Origin of the sequence: Streptomyces sp. NPDC059373 (genome assembly GCF_042751495.1) — a bacterium.
Lineage (GTDB): Bacteria > Actinomycetota > Actinomycetes > Streptomycetales > Streptomycetaceae > Actinacidiphila.
Genome location: NZ_JBHYXC010000037.1, coordinates 26,780 through 44,041, shown reverse-complemented (window position 1 = coordinate 44,041; position 17,262 = coordinate 26,780). Strand labels below are relative to the sequence as shown.

The following is a 17,262-nucleotide window of genomic DNA, read 5'->3' as shown; positions in this document are numbered from 1 at the left end:
GGAGCGCCGGTGACCCAGCAGAGTCCGCAGACCGCCTCGACCGAGCCCGAGCTCACCGGCGTACGCAACTTCCGCGACGTCGGCGGGCTCCCCACGGCCGACGGCCGCCGGGTACGGCACGGGCGGCTCTTCCGCAGCGGGCACCTGGCTCACACGACGGACACCGACGCCGAGTTCCTCGCCTCGCTCGGCCTGCACACCATCTTCGACTTCCGCAACGCCTCCGACATCAAGCTGGAGGGCCCCGACGTCGCGCTCCCGGGCGTACGCAACATCAACATGCCGCTCAGCGACCCGGCTTCCGGCGCGGAGTTCTGGGGCATCGTGCGCGACGGCGACCTCGACGCCCTGCGGAAGGTCCTGGGCGACGGCAAGGCGGTCCAGCGCATGGTCGGCGCATACGTACGGATCATCCTGGACCGCACCGAGGAGCACGGCCGGATGCTGGAGCTGCTCGCCGAGGAGGAGTCGGTGCCCGCCCTGCTGCACTGCGCCGCGGGCAAGGACCGGGCCGGCACCTCGATCGCGATCATCCTGCTCGCCCTCGGCGTCGAGCGCGCCGCCATCGAGGCCGACTACCTGGCCAGCAACGCCGCCCACCGCCGCTACCGCGTCAAGCGCGGCGACAACGCCGAGCCCGCCGCCACCCCGGAGGTCATGGAGCTGCTCAGCCCGCTCTTCGAGGCCAGGGCCGAGTACCTGGCGTCCGCCTTCGACACCATCGAGTCACACTGGGGCTCCGTCGACGCCTACCTCTCGGAGGGCCTGGGCCTGACCCCCGCCCGCCGCGAGCGGCTGCGCGAGCTGTTCCTGGAGGACGCGTCCTGACCGACCCGCCCAGCTGCTTCCGGGCCCCGGCTACCTGGCCCCGGCGAGGTGGAAGATCAGGAAGAAGAAGCCCGCGAAGAAGTGCACCCCCACCAGGTAGATGAACGCGCGGACCTTGAACCCCATGGGGGCCTTCTCCGACATCACGACGGTCTCCTTCCCTAGCGCCCGGCTCAGCCGATGCACAGATCGGCGATGCCGCTGCGCAGCAGCGTGTGGACGAACAGAAGGTCGACCCCGGCCGGCGACCCGGCGGCGATACGGTGCGGGGTCAGCGAGTCGAAGTGCGCGCTGTCGCCCGGCGCCAGCAGGTGCACGGCCTCGCCCAGGGTGAGCTTCAGGCCGCCCTTGAGGACGTACAGCCACTCCTCGCCGGGATGGACCCGTACCAGCGCCTCCTGCGGGCCCGCCGGCACATGCAGCCGCAGCGTCTGCATCGCCTTGCCCGGTCCGCCGGCCTGCCAGTACGTCCAGCCCCCGGCCTCGACCGGCTCCATCCTGGCCGCCCGCACCACCGGGTCGCGGTCGGCCGGCGTCTCCCCCAGCAGGTCGGACACGGTCGTTCCGTAGGCCCGCGCGAGGGCCAGCAGCATGGGCAGCGAGGGCTGCCGCCGCCCGGTCTCCAGGCGGGACAGGTGGGCGGGAGACAGCCCGACGCGGGCGGCCGCCGTCTCCAGGGTCAGACCGCCGTCGCGGCGCAGTTCACGCAGGCGGGGCGCGACCTCGGGCAGGGTTTCGCTCATACGCCAGGTATACAAAACGGGGGGCCTGAGAGGCAAAACTCTTGCCTCTCAGGCAAAATGCCTCAGCGGTTGGCCACCGCCTGCTTCACCAGTGTCTTCCCGAAGTCCCACATCAGTCCGCCGCCGCCGTGGGCGTCGTCCATCACCGCTGTGAACGCCTCCACGAAGCGGTCCACTTCCCGCTCCCCGATCACCAGCGGCGGGATCAGCTTGATCACCTCCAGGTGATCGCCGGACACCTGCGTGAGGATCCGGTGCCGCTGAAGCAGCGGCACCACCACCATCTGCGCGAACAGCCCCTTCCGGGCCGCCTGGAGCATCGTCCATCGACTGCGCAGCCCCAGTGACTTCGGCCGGCCGAACTCGATGCCGATCATCAGACCCCGGCCGCGCACCTCGTGCAGCAGCTCATAGCGGTCCACGAGCGCCGCGAGCCGGGTGCGCAGGAGGTCACCGGTGGCGCGGGCGTTGGCGACCACCTGCTCGTCCTCCATGACGGACAGCGTCGCCAGGCCCGCCGCCATGGCCTGCGCGTTCGAGCCGAAGCTCGCCGAGTGGACCAGGACCCGGTCCATGGACGAGTAGACCTTCTTGAAGATCCAGTCCTTGCCGAGCGTCGCCCCCACGGGCACATAACCGCCCGACAGCGACTTCGCCACGCACACCAGGTCCGGCTCGACGCCGTCGTCGTGCTGGTAGGCGAAGAAGTCGCCGGTCCTGCCGATTCCGGTCTGCACCTCGTCCGCGATCAGCAGGCCCTTGTGCCGGTGCAGCAGCTCCTGCGCCGCCAGCAGATAGCCGGGGGGCGCCTTCTGCACGCCCTTGCCCTGGATCGGCTCCACGATCAGCGCCGCGACATCGCCGCGCTTCAGCTCCCTGTCCAGTGCATCCAGATCGCCCAGCGGCACCGCGGTGTCCGGCAGCAGCGGGGCGAAGCCGTCGCGGAAGCCGTCCTCGCCGTTGACCGACAGCGAGCCGGCCGTCAGCCCGTGGAAGGCATGCCCGCAGTACAGCACCCGCGGCTTCCCGGTGGCGTACCGGGCGAACTTCAGAGCCGTCTCCACCGCTTCCGTACCGCTGTTCCCGAAGAACACCCGGTCCAGATGCGGGGCGTACGTCAGCAACTTCTCCGCCAGCAGCCCCGGCAGCGGCTGGCAGTCGAACCGCGTCAGGTCGGCCAGCCCGGCGTCCAATACGTCGTGCAGCGCCTTCCGTACCACCGGGTGGTGCCGGCCCAGGCCCATCACCCCGAAGCCGGCGAGCATGTCGAGGTAGTCCTGCCCCTCGTCGTCCCAGAAGTACGCGCCCTCCGCCCGCTCGTAGACCTTGTCGAAGCCGATCGTGTGGAGCATCCGCGGCAACTGATGGTTGAGGTACTTGGCATGCAGCTCGTACCGCTCGCCGCCGCGCTCGGCCAGCAGCCCCGCCAGATCAAAACCCTTCGGCTCCGCCGCTGTCATGGTGTGGACGTTCCCTTCGTGATTCGCGTCGATTCCGGGTTGTGGGTAGGCCGTCCGCCTGAGGCGGCGAAAGCGAGGTGGGGGTCCCCCCGGCCGAAGGCTGGAGGTGGGGGCAACCCGGGGTCTGGGGCGGCAGCCCCGGACGTGGCGCTCACGTCGGCCCGATTCGGGCGAGCGTCGCGCCGATGCGCCCCGCGATCTCGGAGGGCGTGAGCCCGATCTCGGCCAGGAGCTCACCCCGCTTGGCGTGCGCCAGGAACTGCTGCGGAATGCCGAAGTCCCGTACGGGGACGTCCACTTCCGCGTCGCGCAGGGCTTGGGCGACGGCTGAGCCGACGCCACCCGCGCGGCCGTTGTCCTCGACGACGGCGACCATGCGGTGGTCGGCCGCCAGCGGCGGGAGCGCCGGGTCGACGGGCTTGACCCAGCGGGGGTCGACGACGGTGGCGCCGATGCCGCGTTCGCGCAGAAGCGCGGCGGCGGCGAGGCAGACGGGGGCGAGGGCGCCGACGGAGACGAGGAGGACGTCGGGGGTGTCGCCGCGGGCCAGGACGTCGAGGCCGCCGATGCGGTCGATGGCGGGCAACGGCTCGCCGACCGTCTCCTTGGGGAAGCGGATGACGGTCGGGGCGTCGTCGACGTCGACCGCCTCCCGCAGCTGCGCGCGCAGCGCGTCCGCGTCGCGCGGGGCGGCGATCCGCAGGCCGGGGACGACCTGGAGGATCGACATGTCCCACATGCCGTTGTGCGAGGCGCCGTCGTCGCCGGTGATCCCGGCGCGGTCCAGGGCGAAGGTGACGCCGCACTTGTGCAGGGCGACGTCCATCAGGACCTGGTCGAAGGCGCGGTTCAGGAAGGTCGCGTAGACCGCGACCACCGGATGCAGCCCGCCCGTGGCGAGGCCGGCCGCCGAGACCGCCGCGTGCTGCTCGGCGATGCCCACGTCGTAGACCCGGTCCGGGAAGGCCTTGGCGAACTTGTCCAGGCCGACCGGCTGCAGCATCGCCGCCGTGATGGCGACGACGTCCGGCCGCTCGGCCCCGATCTTCAGCATCTCGTCGCCGAAGACCGAGGTCCACTTGGGCCCGTTGGACGGGGTGAGCGGTTCGCAGGTCAGCGGATCCATCGCGCCGACCGCATGGAAGCGGTCGGCCTCGTCCTGCTCGGCGAAGGCGTAGCCGCGCCCCTTCTCCGTGAGGCAGTGGATGAGGACGGGCCCGTGGAAGCGCTTGGCGCGACGCAGGGCCGACTCGACGGCCGGGATGTCGTGGCCGTCGATCGGGCCGACGTACTTCAGGCCGAGGTCCTCGAACATGCCCTGCGGGGCGAAGGCGTCCTTGAAGCCCTTTTTCGCGCCGTGCAGGGACTCGTAGAGCGGCTTGCCTATGACGGGGGTGTGCTGGAGCACCTGTTTGCCCCAGGCGAGGAAGTGCTCGTAGCCGTCGGTGGTGCGCAGCGTGGCCAGGTGGTTGGCGAGGCCGCCGATGGTCGGTGCGTACGAGCGCTCGTTGTCGTTGACGACGATGATCAGCGGCCGGTCCTTGGCGGCGGCGATGTTGTTGAGCGCCTCCCAGGCCATGCCGCCGGTGAGGGCGCCGTCACCGATGACGGCGACGACGTGATCGGACCGGCCGAGGACCTGGTTGGCCTTGGACAGGCCGTCGGCCCAGCCGAGGACGGTGGAGGCGTGGCTGTTCTCGATGACGTCGTGCTCGGACTCGGCCCGCGAGGGGTAGCCGGACAGGCCGCCCTTGATGCGCAGCTTGGAGAAGTCCTGACGACCGGTCAGGATCTTGTGTACGTAGGACTGGTGGCCGGTGTCCCACAGGATGCGGTCGGCCGGGGAGTCGAAGACCCGGTGGAGGGCGATGGTCAGTTCGACCACGCCGAGGTTCGGCCCCAGATGGCCGCCGGTGCGGGCGACGGCATGGACCAGGAAGTGGCGGAGTTCGTCGGCGAGTTCAGGCAGTAGCGTCTCTGGCAGCGCCTTCAGATCTCGCGGGCCTCGGATGTTCTCGAGCATCGACACGTTCGGACCTCGTTCCCCCTACCGGGATTGCTTCGTTCAGCTCACGCTGACCTGAGGCTCGCCGGACATCGCGCCGTCGGCCTCCATCTCCTCCGCGATCTTCATGGCCTCTTCGATGAGGGTCTCCACGATCTTCGACTCGGGCACCGTCTTGATGACCTCCCCCTTGACGAAGATCTGTCCCTTGCCGTTGCCCGAGGCGACGCCGAGGTCCGCCTCACGGGCCTCACCGGGACCGTTGACGACGCAGCCCATGACCGCGACGCGCAGCGGCACCTCCATGCCCTCCAGGCCCGCAGACACCTGGTCGGCGAGCTTGTAGACGTCGACCTGGGCCCGCCCGCAGGACGGGCAGGAGACGATCTCCAGCCGGCGCTGCCGCAGATTCAGCGACTCCAGGATCTGGATGCCGACCTTGACCTCCTCCGCCGGAGGCGCGGACAGCGAGACGCGGATCGTGTCACCGATCCCCTCGCTCAGCAGCGCCCCGAAGGCCACCGCCGACTTGATCGTGCCCTGGAAGGCCGGACCCGCCTCCGTCACCCCCAGGTGCAGCGGGTAGTCGCACTTCGCCGCGAGCTGCCGGTAGGCGTTGACCATCACCACCGGGTCGTTGTGCTTCACCGAGATCTTGATGTCCCGGAAGCCGTGCTCCTCGAACAGCGAGCACTCCCACAGCGCCGACTCCACCAGCGCCTCCGGCGTGGCCTTGCCGTACTTCTCCAGGAGCCGCCGGTCCAGCGAACCGGCGTTGACGCCGATCCGGATCGGCACCCCCGCCCCAGCCGCCGCCTTCGCGATCTCCTTCACCTTGTCGTCGAACTGCCGGATGTTGCCCGGGTTCACCCGGACCGCCGCACATCCGGCGTCGATCGCCGCGAAGACGTACTTGGGCTGGAAATGGATGTCCGCGATCACCGGGATCTGCGACTTCTTGGCGATCGCCGGCAGTGCGTCCGCGTCGTCCTGCGAAGGACAGGCGACGCGCACGATCTGGCAGCCCGAGGCCGTCAGCTCCGCGATCTGCTGCAGGGTGGCGTTGATATCCGCCGTCGGCGTCGTCGTCATCGACTGCACCGACACTGGAGCGTCGCCGCCCACCGCCACCGGCCCGACCTGGATCTGTCGGGACCGGCGGCGGGGGGCGAGCGTCGAGGGGACTGCGGGCAGCCCCAGATCGACCGGTTCCATGGCTACTTGGCCCGGTTACCGGAGACGGTCTCGCGGGCGGCCCGGATGGACTCCTTCAGCGAGCCCATGGTGGCCAGGACGGCGGTCGGCTCGTAGCCGCAGTGCGCCATGCAGTTGGCGCAGCGCGGGTCCTTGCCGCGGCCGTACTTGTCCCAGTCGGTCTCCTCGATGAGCTCCTTGTACGTCGTCACGTATCCGTCGCTCATCAGGTAGCAGGGGCGCTGCCAGCCGAAGAGCGAGTAGTTGGGGATGGCCCACGCGGTGCAGGGGAAGTCGGCCTTGCCCTCCAGGAAGTCCAGGAAGAGCGGCGAGTGGTTCAGCCGCCACTTCTTGCGGTTGCCGCCCGCGAAGGCCTTCTTGAACAGCTCGCGGGTCTGCTCGACGCCGAGGAAGTGCTCCTGGTCGGGCGCCTTCTCGTAGGCATACGCCGGGGAGATCATCATCTCGTCGACCTGAAGGTCGTCGTTGAGGTAGTTGAGCACCTCGATGATGGTCTGCGGGGTGTCGGTGTTGAAGAACGTCGAGTTGGTGGTGACCCGGAAGCCGCGCTTCTTGGCCTCCTTGATGGCCTCGACGGCCTCGTCGAAGACACCTTCCTCGGCGACCGACTCGTCGTGCCGCTCGCGCAGTCCGTCGATGTGCACGGCGAAGGCGAAGTACGGCGAGGGCGTGAACTTCTCGAGCTTCTTGCGCAGCAGCATGGCGTTGGTGCAGAGGAAGACGTACTTCCGCTTCGCCACCAACTGGCGCACGATCTCGTGGATCTGGGGGTGCATCAGCGGCTCGCCGCCGGCGATGGAGACCATCGGGGCGCCGGACTCCAGGACGGCGCCGACGGCCTGGGCGACCGGCATGCGCTGCTTGAGCACCCCGGCCGGATGCTGGATCTTTCCGCAGCCCTCGCACGCGAGGTTGCAGGCGAAGAGCGGTTCCAGCTCGACGATCAGCGGGAACTTCTCACGCTTGCGCAGCTTCTGTTCCATGAGATAGGTCCCGACCCGGATGGTCTGACGAAGCGGCATGGCCATCTAGCTCACCTCCAGGGGAGCGCAGTAGAGCGGTGCCAGTTGAGAAAGGCAGGAAGAAGATCCCTTAGCACGCGGAATGCGGTGATTCCGGTACGCAGAGTGCCGACACGCACCAGTTCGTACTCAGGGGTGTCGACGACTACGCGAGCTGCCGCTACGGGATGCGCGCCCAGGGCAAGGGCGGCGCGCATCATCGCGGCGGATTCCATGTCGACGGCGATGGCACCGGTGGTGCGGAGCGCAGCCCGCTCCGCACCGCGTACGACATGGTCGGACTGAGCCAGCCGGCCGATGTGCACCGTGTGTCCGGCCGCCTTGAGCGCGGCGGCCAGGGTGTCGCTGTCGCGGGCCTCGTCGGCGACCACGACGTCGCCGGGCCGCATTCCGGGAGCCAGCCCGGCGCAGAGGCCGGTGGTGAGAACCGCGGCGTTCTTCATCTCCGGGGTGCTGAGCGCGTCGGTGACGGCGCGCTCGGCGGCCTGTGCTCCCATGCCCGTACGGATCACACGCACCGGGCCGGCCGCCGCGTCCATGCGGCGGCGGCCTGCGCGCAGTGCGAACTGTTCGAAGCGCAGAGCGCAGACGATGAGCAGTGGTGGGCCGGACTGGCCCATCAGTCCCCCTTCCGTACGCCCCCGAAGGGCTCTCCGTGCACATAGCGCCCGAGGGCTGTGAGCGGGAAGACCATCCGGTAGAGGTGGTAGTTGATGGAGAAGTCCCGGGGGAAGCCCGTACCCGTGAAGTACGGCTCGTCCCAGGACCCGTCTTCGGCCTGCGTGTCGGCGAGCCAGTGCACGCCGCGTTCGACGGCCGCGTTGTCCCGCTCGCCGGCCGCCAGCAGGGCGAGCAGCGCCCAGGCGGTCTGCGAGGCCGTGGAGGCGCCGCGCCCGATCCATTCGACGGAGGAGTACGAACGCAGGTCCTCGCCCCAGCCGCCGTCCTCGTTCTGCACGGACTCCAGCCAGTTGACGGCCCGTCGGATCGCCGGGTGGCTGCCGGGCAGCCCGGCGGCGGTGAGTGCGGGGACGACGGAGCCGGTGCCGTAGACGTAGTTGACGCCCCAGCGCCCGAACCAGGCGCCGCTGTCCTCCTGTTCGGCGAGCAGCCAGTCGATGCCGCGCCGGGTGTGCTCGTCGTGCTCCAGGCCCAGGGCGGCCAGCATCTCGACGACGTGGGCGGTGACGTCGGCGGACGGCGGGTCGATGACCTCGCCGAAATCGCAGAAGGGCAGCCGGTTGGGGAACGGACTGGTGTTGTCGGCGTCGAAGGCACCCCAGGCGCCGTTCTTCGACTGCATGCCGATGTTCCAGCGGACCCCGCGCTCGACCGCGGACTTCACCCGGCCGGGGTCGGGGTGGTCGACGCGCAGCAGGGCGAGCACGACCTCGGCGGTGTCGTCGATGTCGGGGTAGCCGTCGTTCTCGAACTCGAAGGCCCAGCCGCCGGGCGGGAGCCCGGGCCGCTGCACGGCCCAGTCGCCGGACCTGGTGATCTGCTCGTCGAGCATCCAGTCGGCCGCCTTGACCAGCGCCGGGTGGTCGGCGGGCAGTCCTGCGTCGGCGAGGGCGATGGTGGCCAGACAGGTGTCCCAGACCGGGGACTGACAGGCCTCGATCATGCGGGTGTCCTCGTCGGGCCACACGGCGAACCGGTCCAGCGACTCCAGGCCGGCCCGCAGCACGGGGTGGTCGAGGTCGTAGCCGAGCAGATGCAGGGCGATGACCGAGTAGACGGCCGGGGGCTGGATGCCGCCCCAGCAGCCGTCGGCCTCCTGCCGTTCGATGATCCAGCGGGCGCCGGCCCTGAGTGCTGCCCGGCGCAGCGACTTCAACTGCACCTTGCGGTAGGCGTGCAGGGCCTTGTCCAGGCGCTGGAAGAAGCCGTCCCAGCTGCTGATCGGGGCCCGCGGGCGGGGCGGGCTGGGCCGGGCCGGGTCGGTGTGCAGCTCATCGAGGGCGAAGGGCCCGGGCCGTACGGGGCGGTGGGCCGCGACGATGGTGAGCGGCACGATGGTCTGCCGGGCCCACTGGGCGAAGTCGTAGATGTTGAGCGGGACCCATTTGGGCAGGAAGACCATCTCGGGCGGCAGCTCGGGCAGATCCTCCCAGCGCCACCAGCCGAAGAGCGCCAGCCAGATCCGGGTGAAGACCCTCGTGCGGGCGACGCCGCCCCGCTCGCGGACCCAGGCGGAGGCCGAGGCCATCCAGGGCGCGTCGGGTGTGTCGCCGGCCAGCCGCAGGGCGACGTAGGCCTCGACGGTGGCCGAGATGTCGCCCGGGCCGCCGTGGAAGGTGGGCCAGGCGCCGTCGTCACGCTGCTGGGAACGGATCCAGCGGGCGGCGGCCGCGGTCGTGCGGTCGTCCTGGATGCCGAGGAACTGACGCAGCAGCAGATCCTCTGCGTCCATGGTGACGTTGGTCTCCAGGTCGCCTTTCCACCACCCGTCCGGGTCCTGACGGGCCAGCAGGTGGTCGGCGGCGCGCTGTGCCGCGCGCTCCGCCGTCTCCCTGGTCGTCGGTGTGGTGCGTGCCGTGCCGGTTGTGCCGGTTGTGCCGGTTGCGCCTGTCTTACGGGTTGCGCTCGGTGCATCGGAGTCGGTTGCTGTCGTCGTGCTGGCCGAGGGTGTCCCTTGGGCCCCTGCCCCGGGACTGCCGTCGGTCGTCGCTGTCATGGCTTCCCCTTTGCACAGTCGTTGTGTCTGCGGTGTTGGGGCTGCCGTCGGCCGTCACACGTGCCCGGCCGGCGACGTACTGCGCTCCACTGCTGCTCTGTTTACTTCTCGCGAACCACCACAAAATCCGCCAGGCCCACGAGCTTACGGCGAACTTCGTCCCGCATGTCCACTTTGTCGAGCGCGGCGATAGCGGTGGCGTACTGTCGGCGGGCTTCCTGGGATGTCCACTCCCTGCCCCCCGCCGCTTCGATCAACGCCGCTCTCATCGCGAACTCTTCCTCGTCGAAGGACTCAATATCATTACGGTCCAACGAATCCGCGGCCTTCGCATCCGCTGCGAGAAGCTCCGCGAGCCGTTCCGAGGCCTCGCCGCCCGCCGCGAGGGCCGCGACCACGGGGAGGGACTTCTTGCGTTGCCGCAGGTCACTCCAGGTCTGCTTGCCCGTCGAGGCGGGGTCGCCCCAGATGCCGAGCAGGTCGTCGATGGCCTGGAAAGCCAGTCCCAAGTGGTAGCCGTATTCCTCGAGGGCGTCGGCGTCGGCCTCGGAGGCGCCGCCGAGCACCGCGCCGATCGAGGAGGCGCAGGCGAGAAGAGCGCCGGTCTTGTTGCCCTCCATCTCCAGGCACTCCTCGACGGTGACCCGCTCGCGGTGCTCGAAGGACATGTCCTGCGCCTGACCGTCGATCAGCTTGCGGGTGGCGGTGGTCAGTCGCCGGGTGGCCCGGCCGGCCTCGACGGTGCCCTGCTCCAGCAGAATCTCGTTGGCCAGGGCGAACAGCGCGTCGCCGACCAGGATGGCCTGGGCGGGGCCGTGCACCTTCCAGACGGTGTCGCGGTGCCGGCGCTGCTCGTCGCCGTCCATGAGGTCGTCGTGCAGCAGGGAGAAGTTGTGGACCAGCTCCACCGCGACCGCGCCGGGGATGCCGGTCTCGGGGGTGGCGCCGGCCGCCTCGGCGGACAGCAGGGCCAGGGCGGGGCGTACGGCCTTGCCGCCGTCACCGGCGGTCGGGTTGCCCGCCGCGTCGATCCACCCGAAGTGGTAGGCGGCCACGGTGTCCATCGGGGCTGCCAGTCGGTCCACGGCCGCCCGCAGCACGGGCGTGGACAGTGTGCGGCCGCGCTCCAGCAGCTCGGTCACGCTCGCCGAGTCGACGCCCGCGGTCGTCTGCTCCTTGGCAGCGGTCACGTTCTCTCCTTTGATTGCACTGGTGATGCTCATGCCGGCTCCAGACCTTCGATGTCGAAGGGATGAGGGTCGAAGGGGTGGCCTAGTGCGGTCAAAGCTGCTCGGGAGGCTTGCAAACCGCTGCGTACTGCACTTTCCATGGTCGCGGGCCAGCCGGTGGCGGTCCACGCGCCCGCCACGTACACCCCGGGCGCGCGGGTGCGCGGACCTGGGCGAAGGGCGCCGACCCCGGGCGTGGGGGCGAAGGTCGCCGTCCGCTCCCGGGTGACGAAGAAGTCCCGTACCGTCGCGCCGCGTGCCGCGGGCAGCAGGCGCTCCAGCTCGGGCAGATACCGCTGCCGCAGGGCGGCGACGGAGAGGTCGATCTCGTCCTGCGCGGCCGACTGGGACAGCGCGATGTACTGCCCGTCAGCGGCCGGCATCCCGGAGTGCTCCGTACGGTCGAAGACCCACTGCACGGGGCTGCCGATCGCCGCGAAGAAGGGCTGCCGCAGGACCTTGCGGTCGTAGACGACGTGAACGTTGAGAATGGGCGCCGTACCGATGCGCAGCAGCGCCTCCGGGTCCTCGAGGGCGCCCTCGGGGAGGAGGTCGTACGTCTCGCGCTGGGGCACGGCCAGTACGACGGCGTCGGCCGTGATCCGCTCGGTGCGGCCGGGGCCGGTCTCGGCGTCGACCTCCCAGGGCCCGTCACCCTCGCGTGCGACGCGGGACGCGCGGGCCCGCAGCACGGTCCGTACGCCTGCTTTGTCCAGGGCCTCGCGCGCCCGGCCGTCGTGCAGCTCGCCGAGCGGAGCCGAGGCCCAGCCGATGTCGGCGGCGCCGGGGTCGGACAGCAGGCCGGTCTTGAAGACCATGGCCGCCAGACCGAGGGAGGCGTCTGCGGCGGCGGCGTTGAGCGTGGCGATGCCGACCAGGTCCCAGAGGGCCTCCACGGTGCGCGGGGACTGGCCGTGGTCGCGCAGCCAGCTCCCGAAGTCCACCGCGTCCAGCGCGGGATCCCTGGGGTCCAGCCCGCGCAGCGCGAGGGCCGCCCGGCCGACGGAGGCACGTTCGGTGAGCGAGAGGTGGGGGTACGTGGCCAGGCTGGCCGCCAGATGCAGCGGCACCGGCAGCGCGGTGCGGCGGAGCCGTCCGAGCCGCAGGCCCTCGGCATCGAGCACGGGTACGTCGAGCCGGTCCTGGAGGGTGACGAGGTCGGCGGCGCCGATGCGGTCCAGGAACCGCAGGTAGGCGACGCAGCAGCGCAGGAAGACATGCTGACCGTTGTCCACGGTCAGGTCGCCGCGCTTGAAGGAGAAGGCGAGCCCGCCGAGGCGGGGGCGGCCTTCGAGAAGGGTGACCCGGAGGCCGGCGTCGGCGAGGGCGAGGGCGGCGGACGTGCCGGCCAGGCCGCCCCCCACCACCACAGCGGCCGCCCCCGGGGGACGGCCTGCGGCGTCGTGCACGTTCATGCGCCCTCCCTACCCAAGCGTCTGGCCTGGGGAACCCCACCGGCGGAAGCGCACGGGGCGCGGCGCGCCGATGCAGGCAGGGACGCGCGGGGGGCGGCGGCGGTTGCGTGGTCGCTGATTGTGACGGTCCGGGGCACCGGACGAGTGCCGCAGGACCCGGGGGCTCGGGCCGCCGGATGCGTACCGCAGGACTCCGGGGCTCGGCGCGCCGCACGCGTGCCGCAGGACCCGGGGGCTCGGCGCGCCGGACTGGTGCTGTCCTTCCTCTTTTTTTTAGGCGGCTTCGCCGCCGCTGCGCTCAGCCACTGTCGACGGTCGATCGTGCTCGCCCGCTCGTTCCTCTCGGACAGCGCGCGTTCTCCCCTTCGACAGCGGCCGCTCCGCTTTGGCTCAGCCGCCGACCCGGCACCGCAGATCCATGGCGGACGGGGACCGGTAGTGCGGGTTCTCATACTCGCCCCCTGGCTGCCCGGCGGGAGTCCAGGCCGGCGAGGCCGCGCGCGGCTACGTAGGCCTTCTCGCGACCCGGCAGGGAGACGCGGCCGCGGAGGACGGCTTCGGGGTCGGCGGCGATGCGGTCGAGGAGGCGGCGGTAGATGCCGGCCATGGCGGCGACGCAGGCGCCGCTGCGGCGGTCGAGCATGGGGAGGAGGCGGTAGCCGGTGGCGAAGAGGGCGCGGGCGCGGCGGACTTCGAACTCCATCAGGCCGGTGAAGTCCGCGCCGGAGGGCGGGGTGGAGCCGTGGAAGCCGGCCGAACAGCCGAACTTGGCGAGGTCGTTGGCGGGGAGGTAGGTGCGGCCGTTGTCGGCGTCCTCGCGGATGTCCCGGAGGATGTTGGTGAGTTGGAGGGCGAGGCCGAGGGTGTCGGCGTAGTCGTCGGCCTGCTCGGTGCCGGGTGCGCCGGGTACCGTACCGAAGACGCCGAGCGAGAGCCGGCCGATGGCGCCGGCGACGCAGCGGCAGTAGGCGGCGAGGTCGTCCCAGGTCTCGTAGGTGTCGCCGCGCAGGTCCATCTGGACGCCGTCGATGAGCTCGTCGAGCCCTTCGAGGGGGATGGGGAAGCGCCGTGCCGCATCGGAGAGGGCGACGGCCACCGGGTTGGTGTCGTCCTCGCTCACCTCGCCGGCCCGGACGCGGGCGAGGACTGTGCGGGTCTCGTCGAGGCGCTCCTGCTTGACGTCGGGGGCCAGGTCGCCGTCGCCGATGTCGTCGACGCGGCGGGAGAACGCGTACAGAGCCGACATGGCCTGGCGCTTGGCGGTCGGCAGGAGACGGATTCCGTAGGCGAAGTTGCGGGCCTCGTGGCCGGTGACGGTCTCGCAGTAGCGGTAGGCCGCGAGCACCGCGCCGGACGTGTGGTCGGAGCCGTTCACGTACGGCTCACCCCTCTCTTCGCAATGTCGACCCCACCTCGCGCAGCAGGCTGAATTTGGTGGCCTTCGGCGGTCCGGGCAGCACGTCGTGGCCGGCGTCCGCCACCGCCTTCAGGGCGGCGCGGCCTCCCCCCACGAAGCCGGCGAGCAGCAGCCTGAGCCTGCCGTGGACGCTACCCACCAGAGGGGTGCCTTCATTCAACAGGTCACGTGCGCGTTCCGCTTCGAATGCCACCAGCGCACGCACCTGTGTGCCGGCGGTCGGGGTGGTGAGATCGGTTTCGGAGACGCCGAAGCGCTTCATGTCCTCGGCGGGCAGATAAATGCGGTCGCGGCCGAGGTCCTCGGTCACGTCCTGGAGGTGCTCGACGATCTGCAGTGCGGTGCAGATCGCGTCGGAGCGGCGGATCCGCTCCGGGGTCGCGGTGCCGGTGATGCCGAGCACGAGCCGGCCGACCGGATTGGCGGACAGCTCGCAGTAAGCCAGCAGGTCGTCGTACGTGGAGTAGCGGCGTACGTGCTGGTCCTGGCGGTTTGCCTCGATCAGGCCGAGGAAGGGCGCGGGAGTGAGCCCGCAGCGCCGTACGGTGGGCTGCAGGGCGCGCAGCAGGGGGTGGCGGGGGCCGTCGGCTCCGTCGAAAACCCGCTGGAGGTCGGCCTCGAAGGCGTCGAGCATGGCGAGGCGGTCGCCGGCGGCTTCGGCGGGCAGGCCGAGGCGGAGCGCGTCGTCGCGGCCGCCGTTGGCGAGGTCGCCGTCGCCGATGTCGTCGACGAGCCGGGCGTATCCGTAGACGGCCATGAGGTCGCCGCGCCAGGCGCGGGGCACGAAGAACGGCGCGACGGGGAAGTTCTCACGCGCGGCCTTGTCGAGCACCGCACGCGACTGCGCGTCTGATGCCGCGGTCACCGCGTACTTCCCGGCACGCGAGCGGCGGACGCACCGTGTCTTTGAGGGGTCCACCCAGCCATTGCCGTCACATCCCCCGTTCTACACCGATTGGCCATAACACACTATTTCGGACACGCCGCTCGTTCGATCGACCGAACCGGGGCACGGACGTATCACCCGAGAAGCGGCGATTGAGTACCGACCCAGCTTACGGCGCAGAGGTGCTCCGGCGTGCGCCGGGGTGCGGATGATCTCCACTTGAGGGCTCCAACACCACACTGGCCCCGAATCTTCCCCTAAGGCAAAGGAATTCGGGGGGCGCACGGACCCGACGTGATCGAGGCCGACGATGCCGCACGCATGGACCGTTTCCAGGTGTGCCGCGTTACGGCTTCGTTCACACTCAGGCCATTCCTGCCGCCCAGGGTGCGGAACGAGTGATTCCGCAATCGTACGGAGGGGCCCCATGGCCGGGAACGGATCCGCCATCAATCGTCGGCGCTTTCTGCTCGCCTCCGGTGCCGCCATGGCCGGATCGGGGGCGGCACTGGGTCTGATCCCCGGGCAGCGCCAGGGCGGCGTTCCGCTGCCCGGCCCGAGCGCGACGCCGGTGGTGCGGCGGGCCGAGCCGTACGGGTTCACGACCCTGGAGACCGCGGCCCGGATCGGGGGCGGGGGCAGCGGCGGGAGCGGATACCGGCGGTTGGTGTCGGGGGCCGGGTGGCCGATGGCCGTGCGGGGTGAGATCGCGGCGCCCCGGTCGGGGCGGGAGGACCGGCGGAGCGCGCTGGCGTGCTTCGTCCAGTTCACCGACCTCCATCTGGCGGACGTGCAGAATCCGCTGCGTACGGAGTTCCTGCGGGCCCGGTCGACGGCCGCATGGCGGACGCAGGAGGCGCTCACCGTCGCGGGGGCGGTGTCACTGGTGGAGCAGGTGAACGCGCTCGGCGGCGGGCCGCACACGGGGAAGCGTCCGGCGTTCGTGATGACGACGGGCGACAACACGGACAACAACTCCGCCATCGAGCTGGAGTGGTTCCTGACCGCCATGAGCGGCGGCCTGATCACCCCCAACACCGGTGACCCCGCCGCGTACGAGGGCGCGCAGAACTCCGGCCTGCCCCTGTACTGGCATCCGGACGACGCCCTGCGCGACCTCGACAAGCAGCGCGGCCTGCCGCGGATACCGGGCTACCTCGACGCGGCCGTCCGCCCGGTCACCAGCCCCGGCCTGAACATCCCGTGGTACTCCACGCCCGGCAACCACGACGAGCTGCCCGGTGGCTGCCTGGCCCCGGCGGACCCGGCGCTGAGCGGCATCGTGACCGGCTCCCGCAAGCTGCTGTCGGTCCCGGACTCCGAGCTGGCGGCGTACGCGAACGCGCTGGGCACGGGCGACGACCCCAAGAGCGAGGTGCTCAAGGCCATCCTCACCAGGCACGCCGCCCAGGCGCGGACCGTCACGGCCGACGAGCGCCGCAGGCTGCTCACCCCGCACGAGCAGATCACCGCACACCTCGACCCGAAGTACGCCGGGGCCGGGCCGGTGGGCCACGGGTACACCCAGGACAGTCTGGACGGCGACCGGATGTACTACGCGTTCAAGGTGGCCGAGGAGGTCGTCGGCATCAGCATCGACACCACGTACCGAAGCGGCCACTACGAGGGCTCGCTCGGCTCCGACCAACTCGGCTGGCTGGAGCGGACGCTGGCCGCCCACAGCTCCCGCTCCTACGACGCGGACGGCCGCGAGGTGCGCAACCCTGGCGCCGACGACGCCCACATCCTGGTCTTCAGCCACCACAACAGCCCCACCATGACCCGGCGTCCGGACGCCGCCCGCTCCGACGAACCGCGGCACGACGGCCAGGAGCTGATCGCCCTGCTGAGCCGCTTCCCGAACGTCGTGGCGTGGATCAACGGCCACAGCCACATCAACCGCATCACCGCGCATGGCCACCCGACGCCGGCCCGCTCCTTCTGGGAGGTCAACACCGCCTCCCACGTGGACTATCCGCACCACGCGCGGGTGATCGAGCTGGTCGACAACCACGACGGGACCCTGTCACTGCTCACCACGCTCATCGAGTCCGCCGCCCCGCACCGCACGAACTTCGACGACCTGTCGCCGAACGGCCTCGCCTCCCTCTACCGGGAGCTCGCGTACAACTCCCCCGGTGTCGCCTCCGGGATGACGGGCGACGTCAACGCCGGCTGGGCGGGCGGCGCGGCGGACCGCAACACCGAACTCCTCGTCCACGGCGTGTGATCCGGCCTCGCGATACCCAGGCCGGAGGCCCGGCATTCTCCACACACACTGTGAATCCGTTGTGAATCTCTCAGTATTCGAGCGGTACCGGTCGGTAACGGACTGTTATGAACCCCTTGCGAACTCAAAGCATAC

The 17,262-nt window shown here is 70.7% G+C and carries 14 protein-coding genes; 2 read left to right on the top strand and 12 right to left on the bottom strand.

What is annotated here, in order from left to right; translation table 11 throughout:
- Positions 1-9: 9 nt before the first annotated feature.
- The gene (locus ACFXJ5_RS32965; protein ID WP_384639359.1) at positions 10-828 is read left to right on the top strand and encodes a tyrosine-protein phosphatase; all 819 of its coding nucleotides are present in this window, start codon (positions 10-12) and stop codon (positions 826-828) included.
- A 30-nt stretch (positions 829-858) separates the two neighbouring features.
- Here the strand turns inward: ACFXJ5_RS32965 and ACFXJ5_RS32960 are convergent, their stop codons facing one another.
- The 12 genes from ACFXJ5_RS32960 to hpnC form a co-directional block, all read right to left on the bottom strand.
- Positions 859-972, bottom strand: a complete 114-nt coding sequence (locus tag ACFXJ5_RS32960; RefSeq protein ID WP_384639356.1) for a DUF6126 family protein — start codon at positions 970-972, stop codon at positions 859-861.
- 29 nt (positions 973-1,001) lie between these two features.
- Positions 1,002-1,571: a helix-turn-helix domain-containing protein gene (locus ACFXJ5_RS32955; RefSeq protein WP_384639354.1), complete on the bottom strand. Its 570-nt coding sequence runs from the start codon at positions 1,569-1,571 to the stop codon at positions 1,002-1,004.
- Positions 1,572-1,633: 62 nt separating this feature from the next.
- The gene (locus ACFXJ5_RS32950; RefSeq protein WP_384639352.1) at positions 1,634-3,031 is read right to left on the bottom strand and encodes an aspartate aminotransferase family protein; all 1,398 of its coding nucleotides are present in this window, start codon (positions 3,029-3,031) and stop codon (positions 1,634-1,636) included.
- Between the two features lie 151 nt (positions 3,032-3,182).
- The gene (gene dxs / locus ACFXJ5_RS32945) at positions 3,183-5,060 is read right to left on the bottom strand and encodes a 1-deoxy-D-xylulose-5-phosphate synthase (protein WP_384639349.1); all 1,878 of its coding nucleotides are present in this window, start codon (positions 5,058-5,060) and stop codon (positions 3,183-3,185) included.
- A gap of 36 nt (positions 5,061-5,096) precedes the next feature.
- The gene (ispG, locus tag ACFXJ5_RS32940) at positions 5,097-6,251 is read right to left on the bottom strand and encodes a flavodoxin-dependent (E)-4-hydroxy-3-methylbut-2-enyl-diphosphate synthase (RefSeq protein WP_384639347.1); all 1,155 of its coding nucleotides are present in this window, start codon (positions 6,249-6,251) and stop codon (positions 5,097-5,099) included.
- Positions 6,252-6,253: 2 nt separating this feature from the next.
- Entirely contained in the window at positions 6,254-7,279 is a 1,026-nt protein-coding gene (gene hpnH / locus ACFXJ5_RS32935; protein ID WP_384639344.1) for an adenosyl-hopene transferase HpnH, read from the bottom strand.
- Between the two features lie 5 nt (positions 7,280-7,284).
- On the bottom strand, positions 7,285-7,893 hold the full coding sequence (locus ACFXJ5_RS32930) for a phosphorylase family protein (RefSeq protein WP_384639341.1): 609 nt from the start codon (positions 7,891-7,893) through the stop codon (positions 7,285-7,287).
- The gene (gene shc, locus ACFXJ5_RS32925) at positions 7,893-9,950 is read right to left on the bottom strand and encodes a squalene--hopene cyclase (RefSeq protein ID WP_384639338.1); all 2,058 of its coding nucleotides are present in this window, start codon (positions 9,948-9,950) and stop codon (positions 7,893-7,895) included. Before shc ends, ACFXJ5_RS32930 begins: the two co-directional genes overlap by 1 nt.
- Before the next feature lie 101 nt (positions 9,951-10,051).
- Complete coding sequence (locus tag ACFXJ5_RS32920) at positions 10,052-11,173, bottom strand: polyprenyl synthetase family protein (protein ID WP_384639336.1); 1,122 nt, start codon at positions 11,171-11,173, stop codon at positions 10,052-10,054.
- Positions 11,170-12,594 carry a hydroxysqualene dehydroxylase HpnE gene (gene hpnE, locus ACFXJ5_RS32915; protein ID WP_384639334.1) on the bottom strand — a complete coding sequence of 475 codons (1,425 nt, stop codon included), beginning with the start codon at positions 12,592-12,594 and terminating at the stop codon, positions 11,170-11,172. The genes ACFXJ5_RS32920 and hpnE overlap by 4 nt, the downstream gene beginning before the upstream one ends.
- A gap of 448 nt (positions 12,595-13,042) precedes the next feature.
- Positions 13,043-13,969 (bottom strand): presqualene diphosphate synthase HpnD, encoded by a 927-nt coding sequence (gene hpnD / locus ACFXJ5_RS32910; protein ID WP_384639331.1) that lies wholly within the window; start codon positions 13,967-13,969, stop codon positions 13,043-13,045.
- Positions 13,970-13,976: 7 nt separating this feature from the next.
- Entirely contained in the window at positions 13,977-14,843 is an 867-nt protein-coding gene (gene hpnC, locus ACFXJ5_RS32905) for a squalene synthase HpnC (protein ID WP_384639446.1), read from the bottom strand.
- Between the two features lie 481 nt (positions 14,844-15,324).
- Here hpnC and ACFXJ5_RS32900 point away from each other — a divergent pair, with 481 nt between their 5' ends.
- Positions 15,325-17,127: a TIGR03767 family metallophosphoesterase gene (locus ACFXJ5_RS32900; RefSeq protein WP_384639329.1), complete on the top strand. Its 1,803-nt coding sequence runs from the start codon at positions 15,325-15,327 to the stop codon at positions 17,125-17,127.
- Positions 17,128-17,262: the final 135 nt, after the last annotated feature.